Origin of the sequence: Marinobacter sp. C7 (assembly GCF_022343555.1) — a bacterium.
GTDB lineage: Bacteria > Pseudomonadota > Gammaproteobacteria > Pseudomonadales > Oleiphilaceae > Marinobacter.
Map to the genome: position 1 here is coordinate 1,658,488 of NZ_JAKQZH010000001.1, position 18,665 is coordinate 1,677,152.

Below are 18,665 nucleotides of genomic sequence, written 5' to 3' on the forward strand. Positions count from 1 at the left end.
GGTAATGACAAACATGAACCTGAAAACCACTGATGGCCTGGAAGTGGGCTATGACATTCCGGCAGCGATTGGCATGGATGAAAGCGAGATCCAGACCCCGTGCCTGGTGCTGGATCTGGATGCGCTGGAATACAACATCAAGAAGATGGGGGACTACGCCAGGGCCCACGGCATGCGCCACAGGGTTCACGGCAAGATGCACAAGTCCGTGGATGTCGCCCGGTTGCAGGAACAGCTCGGTGGCGCCGTCGGAGTGTGTTGTCAGAAGGTTTCGGAAGCAGAAGTCTTTGCGCGCGGCGGCATCAAGGACATCCTGGTGTCCAACCAGGTGCGGGACCCCGGCAAAATCGACCGGCTCGCGCGAATTCCGAAGCTGGGCGCCAGGACCATTGTCTGCGTCGACGACCCTGACAATGTCCCGGAGCTGTCGGCAGCCGCCAGGCGCTATGACACTCAGCTGGACTGCTTTGTGGAAATTGACTGCGGGGCCGGTCGCTGCGGTGTCACCACGACAGAAGAGGTCGTCGATATAGCGAAAGCGATTGATGAAGCACCGAACCTTCGCTTCGCCGGCATCCAGGCCTACCAGGGGGCAATGCAGCACATGACCTCCTATGAAGAACGCAAGGCCAAACTGGACGCCGCGATCGCAATGGTCCGTGAAGCGGTCGCCGCGCTGAAGGAGGTCGGTCTTGCGCCGGAACTGGTGTCGGGTGGGGGGACTGGTTCCTACTATTTCGAGAGCAATTCGGGCGTTTACAACGAGCTCCAGTGCGGCTCCTACGCCTTCATGGACGCGGACTACGGACGAATCCTGGACAAGGAGGGCAACCGCATCGACCAGGGTGAATGGCGGAACGCCCTGTTTATCCTCACCAGCGTCATGAGTCACGCCAAGTCCGATAAGGCCATCTGCGACGCGGGCCTCAAGGCCCAATCGGTGGACAGTGGTCTGCCATTTATTTTTGGGCGGGACGATGTGGAGTACATCAAGTGCTCGGATGAGCATGGGGTCATTGCCGATCCTCAAGGCGTCTTGGCCGTCAACGAGAAACTGAAGCTGGTGGCGGGACACTGCGATCCCACCTGTAATGTTCACGACTGGTACGTGGGGGTGCGCAACGGCAAAGTTGAAACCCTGTGGCCCGTCAGCGCCCGCGGCAAGGCTTTCTGAGGAGGTTACGATGGAGACGTCAATGAATGTTGGTCAGACTGGCCATCAGGTAACCGTGGTTCCGGAAGAAGCCTGCCAGGTCGTGATCGGTCGAACGCAGGCGTTTGAAGCCGTCGAAGCGGTGTTCGCGTCCATGGCGAGCGGGTCCGCCCGCAATTTCCCGGTCGTCAGGGAGGCGATCGGACATGCCGATGCCCTGTATGGGTTCAAGTCCGGATTCGATCGGGCGGGTATGGTCCTTGGCGTGAAATCCGGTGGCTACTGGCCCGGCAATACCCGGCAGGGATTGACCAATCATCAATCAACGGTCGTTCTGTTTGACCCTGATACAGGACGATTGGCGGCGCTGGTAGGCGGCAACTACCTGACTGCGATCCGCACAGCGGCTGCCTCTGCAGTGTCCATTGCGCACCTGGCGCGCCCGGATGCCAGAGTTCTGGGCATGGTCGGGGCTGGCCACCAGTCCGCGTTCCAGCTTAGAGCGGCGCTTGAGCAACGGGATTTTGACCAGGTCGTTGCCTGGAACAGGGATCCGGAACACCTGGTACGCCTGGCAGCGGTCTGTGAGGAGCAGGGTATCCCATTTGAAGCGGTTTCATTGCCCGACCTTGCTGCCCGGTCCGATGTGATCATTACCATCACATCGGCCTCCGAACCGCTGTTGATGTCTGAATGGGTCAAGCCGGGTACCCACATTGCGTGCATGGGGACAGATACGAAGGGGAAGCAGGAGGTTGACCCCATGCTGTATTCGCGGGCAGATATCTTCACCGACGAGATCGCCCAGGCCACCAGTATTGGAGAATCCCAGCATGCGGCGGCAAGTGGAATACTGGCGCCGGAACGGATCATCGCGATCGGGGATGTGATCAATGGAAGACATCCGGGACGCAGGGCAGAGCAGGATATTACTCTTTTTGACGGTACCGGGGTGGGTTTGCAGGACCTGGCTGTTGCATCGATGGCAGCGAAGCTCGCCGGCGCCGAGGGACTGGTGGAGAGGCTTGTTCTGTAGGCGGCCCCGGGAATGTGCGTACTGGGTTTACTGTCCTGCAGCCCCCATCATAATGGGATAGTGGGAGATCAGGAGGAATTATGCCCGATAACAGATCCAGCACAGCTTCCCGACGCAAAGACCGAAAGTTCGCGGTATCGGCCAACCGTGGCCAGGCCAGTCACCGGGTTCGTTATGTAGAGACCGGGGGGGCACTGGTGGATACCGAGGAGTGCACTTTCTGCCAGTCCGTTCCGGATCTTCAGGTGACTGAGAAGGAGAAGGCCACCGGAGACGAGCCGGTCTCCGGTGGCCAGAAATCATCGGACTGATCGTTGATAAGAAGGATCCCTAAAGGGATCTGCCGGGGTAGGTCATTTCTTTCTGCTGGTCCGCGCGCTTCTGGCGCGCGGCCAGGCCTTCCGGGGCATTGGTCGGAATCTGCCAGCCCGCAAGGTTGTCCTCAATCAGCTTCACCAGAGCCTCGATATGGCCCGGTGTTGCATTCAAAGCCGATATATAACTGAACCCGTCACCACCGGCCTCCATGAAGTATTCACGGTTTTCCTCGTTGATCTCCTCGATCGTCTCCAGGCAGTCGGAGGAAAATCCGGGGCAGAACACATCCACCGATTTGACGCCCTTGCCAGGAAGCGATTTGAGTGTCTCGTCCGTATACGGCTTCAGCCATTCTTCCCGTCCGAAGCGGGACTGGAAGGTGGTCATATAGTCCTCGGACGAGAGCCCCAGTCGCTCGGCCAGGAGACGCGAGGTCTTGTGGCACTCGCAGTGGTAGGGGTCACCTTTCAGCAGATATTTCAGGGGCACCCCGTGGTAGGACAGAATCAGTTTGTCCTTGCGGCCATGGTTGGCCCAGTGCGCCTCTATGTGTCGGGCCATAGCTTCGATATAGGGCGGATAGTCCGGGTAGTGCGAGACGAAGCGCAGGTCCGGCAGCCACCGGCGTTTGGTGAAGTCCCTGGCCACCGCATCGAATGTCGAAGCGGATGTCGAGGCGGAATACTGGGGGTAGAGTGGCACCACCAGAAGCTTGCGCACGCCCTGTTCCTGCATTTCATCCAGCACCTTGCTGATAGACGGGTTGCCATAACGCATGGCAAACCCGACCACGACGTTCGGTCCATACTTCTGCTTCAAGGCCTCACGGATACCTTCGGCCTGTTTGGCGGTGTGAAGCAGCAGCGGCGAGCCCTCTGCCTCCCACACACTCGCGTAGGCCTCGGCGCTGCGTTTCGGACGGATGCGCAGAATAATGCCGTTCAGAATCAGCCACCACAGGGGCCGGGGCACCTCAACCACCCGGGGATCCCAGAGGAATTCGGCCAGGTAGCGTCGAAGGGCTGAGGTGGTGGGGGCATCCGGTGTACCAAGATTGGTCACCAATACGCCCAGCCGATCGGGCTGGTTATGGCTGAAATTCTCTGAGCCTTTGTATTTCATCAAGTCGGTCCCTGGTCTGGTTTATGGGCGGGTGGCTATCCCTTGTTCTGTGCTTGTTGCGCCATCCTCGGGGCAAGACCGGAGATGTCGTAACCGGCATTGCGGGCCTTTGTGAAAATGTCCTGTGCCGGAGCGGATCGAGCGGCACTGAGGGCCCAGAGAACGGTGCAGCGGGTGCCGGAACGGCAGAAGGCCAATACGGGCTTTTCTGCCTCCCGGATCATCGGGGCAAACCTATCCACGTCCTCATCCGTGATATTGCCGGACTGAACCGGCATATAGACCCAGTCCAGCCCCTCGGCTTTTGCGGCGGCTTCGATATCCGCCATGGACGGCTGCCCGGGTTCCTCATGGTCCGGGCGGTTCGCAACGAGGGTCTTGTACCCGAGGCGAGCCGCTTCAGCAACATCGTCGACGCTGATCTGAGGTGCTACGGAAATGGTGTCATCAATTTTTCGGATATCCATGGAGTACCTCCGCAAATTTGGTGCGCCTAAATTACCAGAAATCGTTCAGGCTTTTGCCCGGTTCCGCTCAATTAATTCGAAAATCGCCATGCCGGCAACCATCGAGACGACAAATACCGCTGCTTTTGTCTCGCCAGCCCCCAGGGCGACAATGCCGGGGCCGGGACAGATGCCGGCAATTCCCCAACCAACGCCGAACATAAGGCTGCCGATGACCAGGCGCCGGTCAATCTTGGTGTTGGACGGGATTTTCATGTTGAAGCCGAGAAACGACAGGGTACGGCGACGTGCCACCGCAAAGGCCACAACACCGACGATGATGGCGCCACCCATGACAAAGGCCAGGGAGGGATCCCAGAGCCCGGCAATATCAAGGAACCCCAACACTTTTTCCGGGTTGGCCATGCCGGACACAATCAGGCCGAATCCGAAAATCAGGCCGGCAAACAAGGATGCAAGGGAATACTTCATTTTAATCAGGCTCCAAGCATGTGACGGATGACGAACACCGTAATGAAACCGGTGGCCATGAAGCTGAGGGTTGCCGCCAGGGACCGCAGGGACAGGCGGGACAGGCCGCAGACACCATGACCGCTGGTGCAACCGGAGCCGTAACGGGTGCCGATACCCACCAGCAGGCCGGCAATGATAAGGGCAGGGTAGCCCGCGTTAATCTCGATGGCAGGGAGATCTCCGGCCAGTAACCAGACCCCCGGAGCTCCGATCAGACCCAGCATGAAGGCCACCCGCCAGCCGATGTCTCCTTTGAGGGGGGTAAGGAGTCCACCCAGAATGCCGCTGATTCCCGCGATTCGGCCATTGAGCAACAGAAAACTGGCCGCAGCCAGACCAACCAGAATACCGCCGGCCAGAGCCGACCAGGGAGTGAAATCACTCCAGGCAATCTCAATCATTCATTACTCCAAAAAGACAGCGAATTGATTAAAGTAATAAGCATATAAGTACGGGGAATAATACCACAAAAAAAGCCCGGCAAGGGATGCCGGGCAGAGGCGTGCGAGTAGTATCCATGAAAGACTTCCAGACAAACCGGCATCAGCAGGGATACCGGTATGCTGAAGTATTGACCATATTTTGAACACTTCAAGCGAGAGCCCCTCTCGTTTGAAAACATTTTTTCATATCGAATGTCTGTTTATACTGCGGCCTTTTCCCGTGCGGGTTTCAGGGCCACTGCAATCCCGTCGGCGGTGTAATACAATAGGGCTAAGATTCGAAATTTCCACCCCGAGGTTGATAAATGTCAGACGAGAAACCCACGAAGCCGGAGACCGACGCGCAGCTGGCCGCCAAGATCAAGGGTTCTGCGCGGCAGATCTGGCTGGCGGGATTGGGCGCCTACACCAAGGCCGAAGAGGACACCGGTCGGTTTTTCGAGCGTCTGGTGCAGGAGGGTGAGCAGTTGGAAAGCAAGACCCGCGGAGTCGTCGGCAAACAGATCAAGTCGGTCGAAGACCGGGTTGAGGGGGTTCGTGAGCGAGCCACCGGAACCTGGGACAAGCTCGAGAACATGTTCGATGAGAGAGTGTCCGGTGCTTTACGCCGTCTGGGGATTCACCGTCGGGAAGAGATCGAGGCGCTGGAGCGCCGGATCGAGATCCTTGAAAATGAGCTGAATCGCCTTCGCGATCAGTCCGGGAGCGACGAGGAAGAGTAGCTCAGAGGTAATCCCGGCTCATCAGCCGGACCTGCTCCTGTTCCTCGGGCGTCAGGTATGGAAGAACCAGGTGCATCATCTGGAAAACACCCCGGCCAGGATCGACTGATTCCCGGTCTTCCAAGTGTGATAATGTATCGAAACTGCTCCAGTAACAACATGTTAGCGTCAGTTGCTCGCACAAGGACTGAAGCTCTTCTTCTTTGATATTCATCATTCCCTGGCGCCGGAAGCTTTCACAGATAACCTCGAACGCCCCGGTCTTCTTTTTCAGCAGTCGCTTGAATCTTGCCTGGAGCTGATCGTATCTTGACAGCACATTGACCAGATCCTGGTAGAGGAAACGGTACCGCGCCACGGTTTCAAACATCAGGTGCAGGAAGAAGCCGTTTTGGTCGAGGCTGATATCCGCGTCCTCCGGAACCGCCAGAAGGTCCAGCATCTCAGCTTCGAATCTCTCGAACAGTTCCTCGACGATGTCACCCTTACTCTTGAAATGGTAGTAAAGGTTGCCCGGGCTGATCTCCAGTTCGTCGGAGATCAGCAGGGTGGTGACATTGGGCTCCCCGACGCAATTGAACAGCGCCAGGCTGGTGTCGAGGATGCGGTCGCGGGTTTTGATTTTTTTCATGTCGCGCCCGGCCGCGCCTCAGAGATCGAAACTGGCCCAGACCGGACAATGGTCCGAGGGCCGTTCCATGGCGCGAATGTCATAGGAAACCCCGGCCGAGCGGGCCTTGGGCAGCAGGCTGTCGCTGGCCATGATCAGGTCAATGCGCAGGCCCCGTTTCGGGTCCCGCTCGAAACCGCGGCTGCGGTAATCAAACCAGCTGAAGGTGTTGTCCTCTTCCGGGTGCAGGTAGCGGAACACGTCGGTATAGCCACGCTGCTCTACCTGGCCGAGCCATTCCCGCTCCTCCGGCAAAAAGCTGGTCTTACCGGTACGCAGCCAGCGCTTGGCGTTGTCGGCCCCGATTCCGATGTCCCTGTCGGTGGGTGAGATGTTCATGTCGCCCATCACCACCACATGGCCGCTTTCCTGTTTCAGCTCATCCAGATAGCGCATCAGGTCGGCGTAGAACTTCTCCTTGGCCGGAAACTTCACCGGATGGTCGCGGTTCTCGCCCTGGGGGAAGTAGCCGTTGATGACGGTCAGCTTTTCGCCATTGACGGTGAACTGGCCGGTGATCAGCCGGCGCTGGGAGTCCTCGCCGTCCCAGGGGTATCCCTTGAGTACGTTTTCGGGCTCCTCCTTCGACATCAGGGCTACGCCATAGTGGGTTTTCTGGCCGTGGAAATGGACCCGGTAACCCAGCTTATGTATCTCCTCCACCGGAAAATTCTCATCCTGCACCTTGGTTTCCTGAAGCCCTATCACGTCCGGGTTCAGGTCCCTGATAACAGCTTCAAGCTGGTGCAGGCGGGTGCGAATACTGTTGACGTTGAAGGATACAAACATCATGGCTGTGAAGGTCTCCGGCGTGGGTTCCGGCGGAGTTTAACATACTGGCACGGGGTTGCTGCCTTGGCAGCACAGACAGGATCAGGGAGTCAGTTCACATTCCGGGTAACTGGTGATGTCGTAGCGAATGTGGGCCTGGTAGTTGGTATCCGGGTTCTTGCGGATGTTGGTGAGGCCCAGGTAGTGGGTGAGGGCGCCCTGGCTGTTGTAGCCCAGTTGTATGGGATCGACCAGGAACCGCAGAAGCATACTGGTGGGGCGGATCGCGACTTCCAGGTGCGCTTCCAGGTCCGGGTGGTCGCTTGGCTCAAGGATGAAACCAAAGAGTTCGCCGCGGGTCGGACCCAGGAACCGGAACTCCACAGGGCGGCCCTCCTGAAGGGCTGACCAGTTCTGGCGAACCAGGTTGTCAAAACCGGCATCAACCACGGCTCGACCCGCAAGGGGAACATTGAATGCCCGCGTTTCACCCGAGGGCATCTGCCAGTCTACTTCAATGATGTCATCGCCGGGGTAGGCGATCCGGAGGGACTCATCAAAGCGGGGCTGATCGAAATCCACTTCCGGTTGAACGGGAGAGCGCTGATAACGGAGCACCTTGTCAGCAAACGCTTCACTCTGAGCCGGATCGCGGTATTCCACCCGGTGGTCCAGGGGGCGGAACAGGCCCTGGCTGCATTCGCCTACAACCCGATGGTGTTCGGTGTACAGTACATCCCCATTCTCGGCCCGGGCCTCACCGGCAAACTCAAAAGTTTTCCCGTAGGCCGTTCCGAAGGCGGCCAGTAACAGGACGGCCAGGGCCGGCGTACGCATCGTTTTCATCGCGCAAGCTCCGGATACAGGTACCTGCGAATGAAGAGCAGCATCGGAAACACCACCAGCCAGCCCGCGGCCAATGCCAGTAGGGACAGCGTCTGGTCAGGCAGGGATACAGCACCGAGTTTGCTGGCGGACCAGTAGGCAAAGGGCCCGGCGATGGGCGCCAGGATGAACGGCAGCCAGCGATTCCGGCTGATCCAGTCCAGGGAATGGCACAGGGTGGTCATGAAAATGGCCCAGATGGCCACCAGCCACGGGGGCACAATCAGCAATTCGGCGGTCTCTGAATAAAGCACGCCGGTCTGGAACCAGAGGGTGTCCAGGGCGGCGCCGGCCACGGTACCGAAACCGATAAACTGTAGTTCACTGAATCGCCTTTGGCTGACCAGCACGAAGTGCAGAATCAGGAACCCAGCCACGACCAGAACCGCAAGCCGGTTCGGATACAGCACACAAAGCAACCAGCCCGCCTGAAACAGGACAAAGTTCAGGATGTTTCGGGAGGTTTCCGAGGCAATCATACGCTCAGGATGTTCGCGCGCTTGTTGCCGGGCTTGGCAAACACCAACTGGGATACGCCGATGGCCCGCTCGCTGAATCCGCCCTCGCAGTAGGCGAAGTAGAAATGCCACAGGCGGCGGAACGCCTGGTCGTACCCCATTTGCTCCAGGCTATCTTTTCTGGCCATGAACCTCTCACACCAGTCCCGTAGCGTGCGGGCGTAATGGAAGCCGATATCCTCTGAATGGGTCAGCACCAGATTCGAGCGGTTGCGGACCGATTCCAGAATCGCACCGAACGAAGGAATGAAGCTGCCCGGGAAGATGTAACGCTGGATGAAATCCACATTCTTCAGCGCGCGCACATAGCGTTGCTCGGGCATGTTGATGGCCTGCACCAGGGCCAGACCGTCCGGCTTGAGCAAGGCGTTGATCTGCTCGAAGTAGCTGTCCAGGAATTGCGGTCCCACCGCCTCGATCATTTCAATGGAGACCAGCTTGTCGAACTGGCCTTCAAGATCCCGGTAGTCGTCGAACAGCAAGGTGATACGATCCTCGAGCCCCTCGGCTTTTACCCGGGCCTGTGCCAGTTCCAGCTGTTCACGGGAAATGGTCGTGGTGGTGACGTGGCAGCCATAATGCTTCGCGGCATGGATCGCAAAGCCACCCCAACCGGTGCCAATCTCGATCACACGATCGTCCGGGCCAAGGTCCAGTTTGCGGCAGATGGTATCAAGCTTGTGGACCGCCGCTTCCTCCAGGGTGGCATCCTCGCGCGGATAAATGGCCGAGGAGTACATCATGGTCGGGTCCAGGAAGGTTTCGAACAGGTCGTTACCCAGGTCGTAATGGGCGCTGATATTCTTCCGGGAGCCTTCCTTTGTGTTGCGGTTGAGCCAGTGCAGGCCTTTGAGGGCCGGCTTGGTGACCCAGCTGAACCGGTCCTCGAATTCGTTCATCCGGTCGACATTGCGGGTGAAGAAACGGAGCAGTGACACCAGATCCGGTGTGTTCCAGTCGCCGGCCACGTAAGCCTCCGCCGCACCCACACCGCCGCCGGTCAACAGGTCCCGCCAGGTGCTGTGGTCGTGGATGATCAGTTCAGCCGGGGCGTAACGGGTATCTCCGTCACCAAAGACGAGGGTTTCTGCCCCCGCTTCCTTGATAGTCAGCACGCCGTGCTGAAGGACCTTGAGTTGTTGCACCACAAGTTGCCGGGCGATCCGGCTCGTCAAAGGCAGGCGGACGGATCCGGCATGTTCGCGTGTATCAACGGATGTATTCAGGTTCTCCATGAGCTTACCCTTCCACCAGAGCTGTTCAGGTCATTGCCGTTGGTTACATCCAGGCCGGCATCTTCAGTCCCCCGGCGATAGGCCGGGTCCTCTCCGGACAGCTTGTCCGGGTGGGTGTAGAACGGTGCGCCTTTGAGTTTCAGGCGCAGCGCGTTCCAGTAGATGCCCGCGACCACCTTGATCGCTTCCACCGGAAAACGGCGCAGGCTTCTGTGCAATTCTTTACGAGTGAGAGGGGTGCGCTGGACCACCAGGGTGGCATCAAAATGTTTGTGCTGTTCCTGGAGCACGTTCATGTGGATTCGCATCTCCGGGCCCCGGAAACTGAAGGTCCACTGGTACTCCTGGTCCATACCGTTGAACGGCGATACGTGGAAACGCTTTGAAAAGCCGAAGCGCTCGGTTCGCCATCCGGCGCTGTTGGCCTGTGCTCCGGTGGTCTCCAGGCAGTAGACGTGCCGTTCGTGCCAGGGGGTGTTGGTGATCTGCGCCACAATCACCCGGGGCACTGCCCCTTCAGCCGGATCATCCCCGTGCTGGTAGCAGAAATAGAAGCTCACGGGGTTGAACACATACCCGAAGTAGCGGGGGTGGGTGATCAGTTCCACCGTTCCGTCCGGATACCAGCCGGTTGCATCCTGCACGTAATCACGAATCGCCGCCGACAGGTTCCGCACGTTCGGGCGGAAGTAATCGTCCCGGCGCAGGGACATCCAGTTGAATCGCTCAAGGGAGAAGAACCGGCTGATCCCGGAGATGCTGTTCCACTCATCCACATCGAGCGCCAGCATCCCGGTGCCATACTCGAACGCATGGCTGATTGGCTGCATCCTGCGATGGCGCACGGAGCCCTCAAGCCACTGGCTGACCATACTCAGATCTCCATCCCGAAATCACTCAGTACCCGTACCGCACTGCGTACACCGTCCTCGTGGAAGCCGTTGAACCAGTAGGCGCCACAGAAATGGGTGCGGTTGCGATTACCGATTTCCTCATAGCGCTGCTGGGCGGCGACCGCCTCCAGCGTGAACACGGGGTGGGCGTACTCGAAGCGCTTGATGACCTTGCCCGGGTCGATGTCCTGGCTGCGGTTGAGGGTCACGCAGAAGGTTTCCCGGGCATCGTGGAAATTCTGCAGGATGTTCATGTTGTAGGTGACCGACACCGGCTGGGTATTGTGTTGGGGAATGAAATAGTTCCATGCCGCCCAGGCCAACCGGTTGGAAGGCAGCACGCTGCTGTCGGTATGCAGGACCACGTCGTTGTTCTGGTAGGCGATGGCGCCCAGGACATCCCGTTCCTGATCGGTCGGATCGGCCAGCATCGCCAGTGCCTGGTCGCTGTGGCAGGCCAGGATGACCTGGTCGAATTCGTGGCTCTGGCCGTTCACTTCGATGGTCACACCGTTCTCATGCCGTCGCACCGAACTGACCGGACTGTTCAGGTGGGTGCGGTCTCCGATCCGCTCCATCATCTTTTTCACGTACTCGGCAGAGCCGCCACTGATCACCCTCCAGGTCGGGCGGTCATCCACGGACAGCATGCCGTGGTTGTTGAAGAACTGCAGGAAGAAACGGATCGGGAACTGCTCGAGGACAATCTCGGGTGCGGACCAGATCGCTGCCCCCATGGGAACGATGTAGTAGTTGCGGAAATACCTTGAGTAGCCGTTGCGGTTCAGGTATTCGCCCAGGGTTTCGGCGTCGGTGATGTTGCCCTCGGACAGATCCCTCCGGGTTTCCCGGTTGAACCGAAGGATTTCCCGGATCATGCGCAGGAACGGCAGGTTCAGCAGGTTCCTGCGCTGGGCAAACAGGGTGTTCAGGCTGGTGCCGTTATACTGCAGCCCGGAGGAGGAACAATCCACGCTGAAACTCATGTCACTGACCTCGGAGGCAACTCCCAGGCGATCCATGAGTTTGATGAAGTTCGGGTAGGTCCAGTCGTTGTAGACGATGAAACCGGTATTCACCGGCCAGGTGCGGCCGCCGGACTCCACCTGCTCGGTGTTGGTGTGGCCACCGGCATAGTCGCCGGCCTCAAACAGCTGAACATCGTGTTTCTCCGCGAGCTTCCAGGCCGCGGTGAGACCGGAGACGCCGGCCCCAATGACAGCAATACGCTGACGTTCGTTGGTCATTCGGTTGTTTCCTGTTGATCAGTGCTCTTGCGCGCCATGTTGGCGGCCATGCGGTCAACCAGCGCCCCGGGCAGCGCGCCCAGTAGTTTCAGCGTCCAGGTGAACCGTTTGGGGAAGGCAATCTCGTTCTGGCCCTTTGCCAGGCCGCTGACGATACGCTCTGCGGCGTCCTCGGCGGAAATCCGGAAGGGCATTGGGAAATCGTTGCGGTCGGTGAGCGGTGTTTTCACAAAGCCGGGTGACACCACCACCACATCAATGCCCTCGGCGGCCAGGTCGGCCCGAAGCGAGTGGGCAAAATAACTGAGTGCTGCCTTGGAGGCACCGTAGCCCTCCGCCCGGCCAAAAGGAAACCACCAGGCCGAAGAGCTGACGATCACCAGCGTCGCCGGACGGCCCAACGCCCGGGTCCGGCGGAGTGCGGGCAGGGCGATGTCCAGCGAACGGGCGGTACCCAATACATTGGTTACGATATTCGCTTCGATAACATCGCTGCTGTAGCGGTCGATTTCCAGGTATTCGCAGGTTCCGGCGTTGAGGATGGCCATGTCCAGCGCTCCGACCGACTCGAGAGTCGGGGCAATCGAGGCAAGGTCTTCTTTGCGCGTGGTATCTGCAACCGCCGGTCTGACTCGCCCTGGCGCGAGTTCCGCCAGCTTCTCGAGGGCATCGGGCCTTCGTCCGGTAATCACCAGGTGATGCCCACCACGAGCCAGTGACCGGGTCAGTGCCTCCCCGATACCGGAACTTGCGCCGGTGATCCAGATGTTGGACGGCCCTTGCAATCGTGTGCTCATCCTGCCTGTCCCTTGATCCAGCGAATGAACCGCCCGAGAGCCGGGAGGTTCTCGTAGAGCAGCTGGCCTGCATCAAAATAATCCCGGTGAAACCTTACCCGGCCGTCATCGATTTCAAGGTGGCTGATGCCGTCCACAGAGATTTCACGACCACCGCGGATCCGCCTGTGCCGGAGTTTCATCACCCAGGGCAGAGCGACCCAAGGGCCACTGGCGACCGGTGTACCAAACTCGAAATGGCACGAAATGACGTTTTGGTAGGCGCCCGCGAAGTAATGCGTGAGCTGATCAAGCCCGACGACTTGGCCAAAAGGATCCTGGAAACGGATCTCTTCGCTGTAAACCTCCTGAAGTCTGTTCAGGTTTCCGCGATCGAGCTCGTTGAATAGCGCTTTAAAGTGCTCGATCGTGGCAGGAACGGCTGAATTCCTCGTACCTACTTCAATCGCTGAGGCTGTCGTCATGACTGCTTCCTCCTCATTGCATCGAGCTGTCGGGTTTCCTCCTGAATGTGCCGCGGAATCGGATTCAGGTCCCAGATGATGCCCAGACGGGACAATAACCACAGCCCATACCAGGTGATGTCGATCTCGTACCAGCGGAAGCCCTGGCGAACCGACTGGGGCCACCGGTGGTGGTTATTGTGCCAGCCTTCACCGAGTGTGATCAGCGCCAGCCAGAAGTTGTTTCGGCTGTCATCGTTGGTGTCGAAACGGCGCTTGCCCCAGACGTGGGAGAGCGAGTTGATCGAGACGGTGGCATGGAAAAGCACCACGGTTGAGATGAAAAAGCCCCATACCAGCAGTTGCAGGCCGTTGGTCCCCAGAGAGGGCGCAAAGGCCGCCAGAGCCTCACCGAGGCCATAGATGCCTACTGCGGCCACTGCAGGCACGAGGGAATCGAAACGGTTGATGAAACGGAGCTCCGGGTACTTCAGCCAGTCCCGTACGCGCCGTTCATTCATGGAAAATCCGGCGTCGCAGGTAAACCAGCCTACGTGCGACCACCAGAAGCCTCCGTGATGGGGGGAGTGGAGATCCTCCTCACGGTCGGAGTGTTGGTGATGATGACGGTGGTGCGCTGCCCACCAGAGGGGGCCACGCTGCGCGGCACTGGCGCCCAGTAAACCAAAGAGGAACTGGGCTGGCCGGCTGGTCTTGAAGGTCTTGTGAGCGAAGTAACGATGATAAAAGCCGGTAATGGCAAACATGCGGATCAGGAAAAAAACCACCGCAAAGCCGACCGCGAACGCGCTTGCCCCCGTGTAGAATGCCAGCAGGCATACCAGATGCAGCAAAATGAATGGCACCACCCGGATGAAATTAAAGGAGCGGGAGCTCGTGTCGATGTGATCCGAACCCGCGTCAGAGTCGAACCACCTCAGAATGTTTATAAACCAGTGTTGCACTCGGGTCATACCCTGATTGCCCTTCTACTTCTGTGTGAAACCAAGTCGGCGAAGCATCGCTCAACGCTCGAGGGGTTTTACGTATTCGTTACTCAAATTGGATGCACCAGACACGATGTTTAATGAAGCACCCGACAGACACCTTATACGCCGAATTGCCGTCATCGGTTCAGGGATTGCAGGGCTGACTGCGGCGATCCTGCTCAAGGAACAGGGCCACTCGGTGACTGTGTTCGAGAAAAGCCGTGGCCCCGGTGGTCGCCTCGCTGCAAAACGGGTTCCGGGAAGTTCTGCAGATATCGGCGCCCAGTATTTCACCTCGAGAAACCCTGCTTTTCCGGATTTCCTGACCCGGTACGCAGGGGAAGGCAGTTTCACCACCTGGCACGGGCGCCTGGTGTTCCAGCATCGGGACGGAAGCCGGGAACCTTTCCCGGAGGAAGAGCGCTATGTCGGGACTCCCCGCATGACCGCCATCAGCCGGGCGCTGGCAGCCCATGTTGATCTGGTCACCGAGACCCGCATCGAAAGAATGGCCCGCAAAGACAGTCAGTGGGAACTGGTCGATACCGGCGGCAACAGTGTGGGTCGTTTCGACCGGATAGTCGTGACCGCGCCGCCCGCCCAGACCAGCGGCCTGATGCAGGCCAGCGGACTGCGGGAGGTTGCCGGCCGCCTGGAGCAATCGGTATCGGCTGTGGCGCCCTGTTGGGCGGTGGCGGCGCATTTCAGTCACCATCTGGACCCCGGTTTTGATGGCATCCGCTGTCAGCATCCTGTGTTGTATTGGGTCGCCAACAATTCCAGCAAGCCGGGCCGCGAGGATTCCGGGCAGTGGTGGGTCTTGCACGCGAACGCGGAGTGGACCACCGCCCATGTCGATGCGTCCCCGGATCAGGTGGGTGCGGAGATGGTGAAGGCGTTCAAGGAACTCACCGGCTCTGATGCCCGGCCGGACGATCTTGTACCGCATCGCTGGCTCTATGCCCGCGCCGAGGGTGAGAATTTCCCGGGCCATCTGTGGTTCGATCAGCTGGGCATCGGCCTGGCCGGCGACTGGCTTGATGGTGGCCGGGTTGAGGGCGCCTTTAACAGTGCCCGCGGGTTGGTAAAGGCCATGGAGGCCTGAGTCTGCTATTCCGTCATGTTATCGGGCGGTGCCAGGGTGATATCCGGTCGGGTATAGAAATGGGTGACGGTGCCATCGCTGAACTTGCTGAAGAACGCGCTCACTTCCGTGATCTTGCGAAGTGAGCGGGTCCGGTTGATGGGGTCGCGCACCAGGACTTTGATGCCATTGAAGTTATCCTGGATGTTGGAAAACCGGGCACGCATGGAACAGGTCACTACGTGCGCCGGGTTCAGCCCCAGCTCCCGGGCCAGCCACTCGCTGTGACGGGCAATTCCCTTTTGGCTGAAATCCTCCCGGGTGTCCAGGTGGTCGAGCTTCACCCGGTTGACGATGCAGAAGGAGTAACTCTGGGGATTCTGGCGCGCCACCTTGCGGAAGGCTTCCCAGAAGAAACTGTCCGTCAGCTCCGCAAAAAAGCGCATGTCGCTCAGGCAGGTGTCGATCCACTCGAAGTTGTCCTGATCTTCCAGTACTTCATTGATGGCCTCCCGGAGCAGCCAGTCGAAGCCCAGTGCAGTCTTGTGGGCATAGACTTTCCGGTACATCTGGTGGCGGCTGTAGACAAAGTCCTCCAGTGCGCCCAGTCCTTTGTGGGTGATGGCGAGGCCCAGCCAGGGCTCGGAGACATCCCAGCCGAACCGGAAGTTGGTCAGCAGGTGATCCAGGTTCAGACCACCGATGGTGACGGAAGAATGGAAGCCATCCCTGAGCATGTAGTCGGCGCGGTCCGCGTCGATCTCCCCGGATACGATGGATGAGAGCAGATCCATGACCAGGCCGGGAATGTTTTCGTCCGGCATGGAGCCGGACTTCGCCTCTTCACCAGCGATAAAGTTCCAGAAGGTCTCCGCGTGGCGGCGGAAGGTCTCGCTGGGCCGGACCTCTGTGGTTTCCATGATGCCGATGACATCCCGGCGGTCGAGTCCGGCGCCTTCAAGATCCACTGCGCAGAGTACCTCGTGCGCAACCCGCACTGAATAGTGTTCGTGTTCCAGCTCTTCCGGTTCCTCACTGTGATATTGCGAAAAATCCACCCCGGTCCAGAGGTTGCGGAACCGGTCAGGCCGGGACATCAGCTCGCGGATGCGACGGGCCTGGGTGAACTGGTGGGAAAAGCTCGAGTGGCCGCTGTCGTGGAGCAGGCAGCCGAGGCGAATCGTCTTGGCGAGGTAATCGATGGCGTCCAGCTGGCTCAGGGTCAGATCGGTTTGCTCGCTCAGCTGACGTTCGCGCAGGTAGGCATCAATCATGGAGCGGAACATGCGCGTTCCGACGTGCATCACACCCACGCTATGGAGGAAACGGGAGTGGGTAGCTCCCGGAAATACCAGGCTCAGGATGTCATTCTGGCAGATGTTACGCAGACGCTGGAACAGGGGATGATCGATGACCTCGATTTCGTGCCGGTACAGGGGAATACCACCGTGGACAGGATCCATGATCAGCTTGTCGTAAGCTCCGAGCAAATCGTTTACCGCACGTCTCATGGTCAGGAATCTCCCCAAATCGCCAAACTGGCCTTGTTATATCACAGGGTCGTGCCAGAATAGGCTTTATCAAGCCAATTTATCGTTTATCGATGGTAGTTTAGGGCAACAGCCATGGCATCGCGCACCGAGCGCATTCTGATTATTGACGCCGACGAAAAGGCCCGTACCGACCTCTCCCGATACCTTGAGGCGCGCGGCTTCTATGTGACCGGTTTTCCCGATGTGGCTGCCGCCCGTAGCCTGTTCGACGATAACACTCCGGATGTCATCTTTGCAGATCTGGGGCCCGAGGCCATTGGCGAACTCGCCAGCAGGCTTGAAGAGTCGGAGACGTTCACTCCGATCGTTGCCTGCACCAGCACCGAATCCAGTGCCGAGGTAATCAGCGCCCTGCGTGCCGGGGCGGCGGATGTGGTTCTCAAACCATGCAACGATGACAAGGGTGCCCTGGATGACGTCATCGGGAAGCTCCTGGACCGGGTTCGTGTAAACCGCCTGAACCAGCTTTACCGTCAGGAGCTGGAGGAGGCGAACCGGGACCTGAGGAACGGTATTGCGGAACTGCGGGCTGACCAGAGGGCAGGGCGAAAGGTTCAGCTCCGGATGCTGCCGGACCGGGAACAGATGATGGGCGGGTTACATGTGGATCATCTGATCAAGCCCTCGCTGTATCTCAGCGGCGACTTCCTCGACTATTTCCGGATTTCCGACGATAAATTGCTGGTCTACATCGCCGATGTTTCCGGTCACGGTGCCAGCTCGGCGTTCGTGACCGTGCTGCTCAAAAACCTGACCAACCGGTTGCAGCGTAACCTGCGGCGGCAATCCAGCGACGATATTCTTTACCCGGACCGTTTTCTGGAACGAATCAACTCGGAGCTGCTCGATACAGGGCTTGGCAAGCATGTGACTGTTTTTGTGGGCATTATCTCAGAGTCGGAACGGACTCTGCGATATGCTGTCGGGGCTCACTTTCCGATGCCGATCCTCTCCTTTGAAGGAGGCCGAACGGCATTCCTCGAGGGGAGCGGGCTTCCGGTCGGGTTATTCGAGGAACCCCAGTGGGAGGTCTATGAGGTGGCGCTCCAGCAGCCGTTCAGGCTCCTGCTCTTTTCCGATGGCATTCTGGAGGTCATCCAGGCCAAGTCCCTTGATGAAAAGGAGCAGACACTACTTGAACTCGTGTCGGGAGGTAGTCACACTATCGCATCTCTCAACGAGGCGCTGAGTCTGGACGGCATGACAGAACTTCCGGACGATATCGCTATCGTATCGGTAACTGATACCATTAAAAGGTCAGACAGCACGTCCCCTCAATAGTGGCAGTGTGAAACATGACTGGTTACAAGATCCTGCAAGCTGAGAAGCAGGGCATTTATGTCCTCAAGTTTATCGGTGAAATCCGGCTGAACCTTTGTTCGACGCTGGATAATCTGGTTGAGTCCATTACCCAGGATCCACAGTTCAAGACCGTGGTAATCGATCTTACCGAGACCGATATCATCGACAGCACGACGCTCGGTCTGCTCGCCAAGATTGCCATGGCAGCCCAGAAACAGAGCCATTTTCTGCCCACGCTGATTTCCACCAATCCTGATATCACCCGCATCATCACCTCCATGGGGTTCGACAAGATCTTCATCATTGTCCGGGAACCCGCCTCCCGAATTGAGGAACTGGAAGAGATTCCGGTACTGAAAGCCAGCGAACAGCAGGTTCGCGACAAGGTTCTCGACGCCCACAAGGTACTGATGGGCATGAACCGGAAGAACCGGGAAGAGTTCAAGAATCTGGTGCGTGCTCTGGAATGTGAAGAGCACGGCTGATCCGATAACAACACGGAAT

Annotated in this window: 22 protein-coding genes; 7 read left to right on the plus strand and 15 right to left on the minus strand. The window is 58.6% G+C overall.

The genetic code is table 11. The features are described 5' to 3' along the window. Positions 1-4: 4 nt before the first annotated feature. The 3 genes from bhcC to MD273_RS07625 all read left to right on the plus strand — a co-directional run bounded on the left by bhcC (position 5) and on the right by MD273_RS07625 (position 2,500). Positions 5-1,174 carry a 3-hydroxy-D-aspartate aldolase BhcC gene (bhcC, locus tag MD273_RS07615; RefSeq protein ID WP_239037140.1) on the plus strand — a complete coding sequence of 390 codons (1,170 nt, stop codon included), beginning with the start codon at positions 5-7 and terminating at the stop codon, positions 1,172-1,174. A 10-nt stretch (positions 1,175-1,184) separates the two neighbouring features. Beyond that, positions 1,185-2,189: an iminosuccinate reductase BhcD gene (gene bhcD / locus MD273_RS07620; protein WP_239037141.1), complete on the plus strand. Its 1,005-nt coding sequence runs from the start codon at positions 1,185-1,187 to the stop codon at positions 2,187-2,189. 80 nt (positions 2,190-2,269) lie between these two features. Continuing rightward, positions 2,270-2,500: a hypothetical protein gene (locus MD273_RS07625; protein ID WP_239037142.1), complete on the plus strand. Its 231-nt coding sequence runs from the start codon at positions 2,270-2,272 to the stop codon at positions 2,498-2,500. A 19-nt stretch (positions 2,501-2,519) separates the two neighbouring features. Here the strand turns inward: MD273_RS07625 and hemH are convergent, their stop codons facing one another. Genes hemH through MD273_RS07645 form a run of 4 tightly spaced genes read right to left on the minus strand, consistent with a single transcriptional unit; the run spans position 2,520 to position 5,010 of the window. Beyond that, entirely contained in the window at positions 2,520-3,629 is a 1,110-nt protein-coding gene (gene hemH, locus MD273_RS07630; protein ID WP_239037143.1) for a ferrochelatase, read from the minus strand. A gap of 35 nt (positions 3,630-3,664) precedes the next feature. Next, positions 3,665-4,096: a protein tyrosine phosphatase family protein gene (locus MD273_RS07635; protein ID WP_239037144.1), complete on the minus strand. Its 432-nt coding sequence runs from the start codon at positions 4,094-4,096 to the stop codon at positions 3,665-3,667. A gap of 45 nt (positions 4,097-4,141) precedes the next feature. Then, complete coding sequence (locus tag MD273_RS07640; protein ID WP_239037145.1) at positions 4,142-4,567, minus strand: YeeE/YedE family protein; 426 nt, start codon at positions 4,565-4,567, stop codon at positions 4,142-4,144. Between the two features lie 5 nt (positions 4,568-4,572). After that, positions 4,573-5,010: a YeeE/YedE family protein gene (locus MD273_RS07645; protein WP_239037146.1), complete on the minus strand. Its 438-nt coding sequence runs from the start codon at positions 5,008-5,010 to the stop codon at positions 4,573-4,575. Between the two features lie 347 nt (positions 5,011-5,357). Here MD273_RS07645 and MD273_RS07650 point away from each other — a divergent pair, with 347 nt between their 5' ends. Continuing rightward, positions 5,358-5,774 (plus strand): phasin family protein, encoded by a 417-nt coding sequence (locus MD273_RS07650; protein ID WP_239037147.1) that lies wholly within the window; start codon positions 5,358-5,360, stop codon positions 5,772-5,774. A 1-nt stretch (position 5,775) separates the two neighbouring features. Here MD273_RS07650 and MD273_RS07655 read toward each other — a convergent pair whose 3' ends face one another. The 10 genes from MD273_RS07655 to MD273_RS07700 form a co-directional block, all read right to left on the minus strand. Continuing rightward, positions 5,776-6,405, minus strand: coding sequence for a TetR/AcrR family transcriptional regulator (locus MD273_RS07655; protein ID WP_239037148.1), 630 nt, complete (start codon positions 6,403-6,405; stop codon positions 5,776-5,778). A gap of 18 nt (positions 6,406-6,423) precedes the next feature. Continuing rightward, a complete protein-coding gene (gene xthA, locus MD273_RS07660; RefSeq protein ID WP_239037149.1) occupies positions 6,424-7,236 on the minus strand; it encodes an exodeoxyribonuclease III in 813 nt (270 codons plus the stop codon). An 81-nt stretch (positions 7,237-7,317) separates the two neighbouring features. Then, complete coding sequence (locus MD273_RS07665; RefSeq protein WP_239037150.1) at positions 7,318-8,061, minus strand: hypothetical protein; 744 nt, start codon at positions 8,059-8,061, stop codon at positions 7,318-7,320. Continuing rightward, on the minus strand, positions 8,058-8,579 hold the full coding sequence (locus MD273_RS07670; protein ID WP_239037151.1) for a DUF2878 domain-containing protein: 522 nt from the start codon (positions 8,577-8,579) through the stop codon (positions 8,058-8,060). The genes MD273_RS07665 and MD273_RS07670 overlap by 4 nt, the downstream gene beginning before the upstream one ends. Further along, positions 8,576-9,853, minus strand: a complete 1,278-nt coding sequence (locus tag MD273_RS07675; RefSeq protein ID WP_239037152.1) for an SAM-dependent methyltransferase — start codon at positions 9,851-9,853, stop codon at positions 8,576-8,578. Before MD273_RS07675 ends, MD273_RS07670 begins: the two co-directional genes overlap by 4 nt. Further along, complete coding sequence (locus MD273_RS07680) at positions 9,841-10,725, minus strand: DUF1365 domain-containing protein (protein ID WP_239037153.1); 885 nt, start codon at positions 10,723-10,725, stop codon at positions 9,841-9,843. The genes MD273_RS07675 and MD273_RS07680 overlap by 13 nt, the downstream gene beginning before the upstream one ends. Before the next feature lie 2 nt (positions 10,726-10,727). Beyond that, entirely contained in the window at positions 10,728-11,993 is a 1,266-nt protein-coding gene (locus tag MD273_RS07685; RefSeq protein WP_239037154.1) for an NAD(P)/FAD-dependent oxidoreductase, read from the minus strand. Then, entirely contained in the window at positions 11,990-12,790 is an 801-nt protein-coding gene (locus MD273_RS07690; protein WP_239037155.1) for an SDR family NAD(P)-dependent oxidoreductase, read from the minus strand. Before MD273_RS07690 ends, MD273_RS07685 begins: the two co-directional genes overlap by 4 nt. Next, positions 12,787-13,254 carry a nuclear transport factor 2 family protein gene (locus MD273_RS07695; protein ID WP_239037156.1) on the minus strand — a complete coding sequence of 156 codons (468 nt, stop codon included), beginning with the start codon at positions 13,252-13,254 and terminating at the stop codon, positions 12,787-12,789. Before MD273_RS07695 ends, MD273_RS07690 begins: the two co-directional genes overlap by 4 nt. After that, complete coding sequence (locus MD273_RS07700; RefSeq protein ID WP_239037157.1) at positions 13,251-14,207, minus strand: acyl-CoA desaturase; 957 nt, start codon at positions 14,205-14,207, stop codon at positions 13,251-13,253. The genes MD273_RS07695 and MD273_RS07700 overlap by 4 nt, the downstream gene beginning before the upstream one ends. Before the next feature lie 106 nt (positions 14,208-14,313). Between MD273_RS07700 and MD273_RS07705 the strand changes: the two genes are divergently transcribed. Then, on the plus strand, positions 14,314-15,327 hold the full coding sequence (locus tag MD273_RS07705) for an NAD(P)/FAD-dependent oxidoreductase (RefSeq protein WP_239037158.1): 1,014 nt from the start codon (positions 14,314-14,316) through the stop codon (positions 15,325-15,327). Positions 15,328-15,332: 5 nt separating this feature from the next. On the opposite strand, the gene MD273_RS07710 is transcribed toward MD273_RS07705, so the two are convergent. Beyond that, a complete protein-coding gene (locus MD273_RS07710) occupies positions 15,333-16,817 on the minus strand; it encodes an HD domain-containing protein (protein WP_239037159.1) in 1,485 nt (494 codons plus the stop codon). Between the two features lie 114 nt (positions 16,818-16,931). On the opposite strand from MD273_RS07710, the gene MD273_RS07715 reads away from it, so the two are divergent. Continuing rightward, positions 16,932-18,140, plus strand: a complete 1,209-nt coding sequence (locus MD273_RS07715; protein ID WP_239037160.1) for a PP2C family protein-serine/threonine phosphatase — start codon at positions 16,932-16,934, stop codon at positions 18,138-18,140. A gap of 14 nt (positions 18,141-18,154) precedes the next feature. Next, entirely contained in the window at positions 18,155-18,646 is a 492-nt protein-coding gene (locus MD273_RS07720; protein ID WP_239037161.1) for an STAS domain-containing protein, read from the plus strand. Positions 18,647-18,665 lie beyond the last annotated feature (19 nt).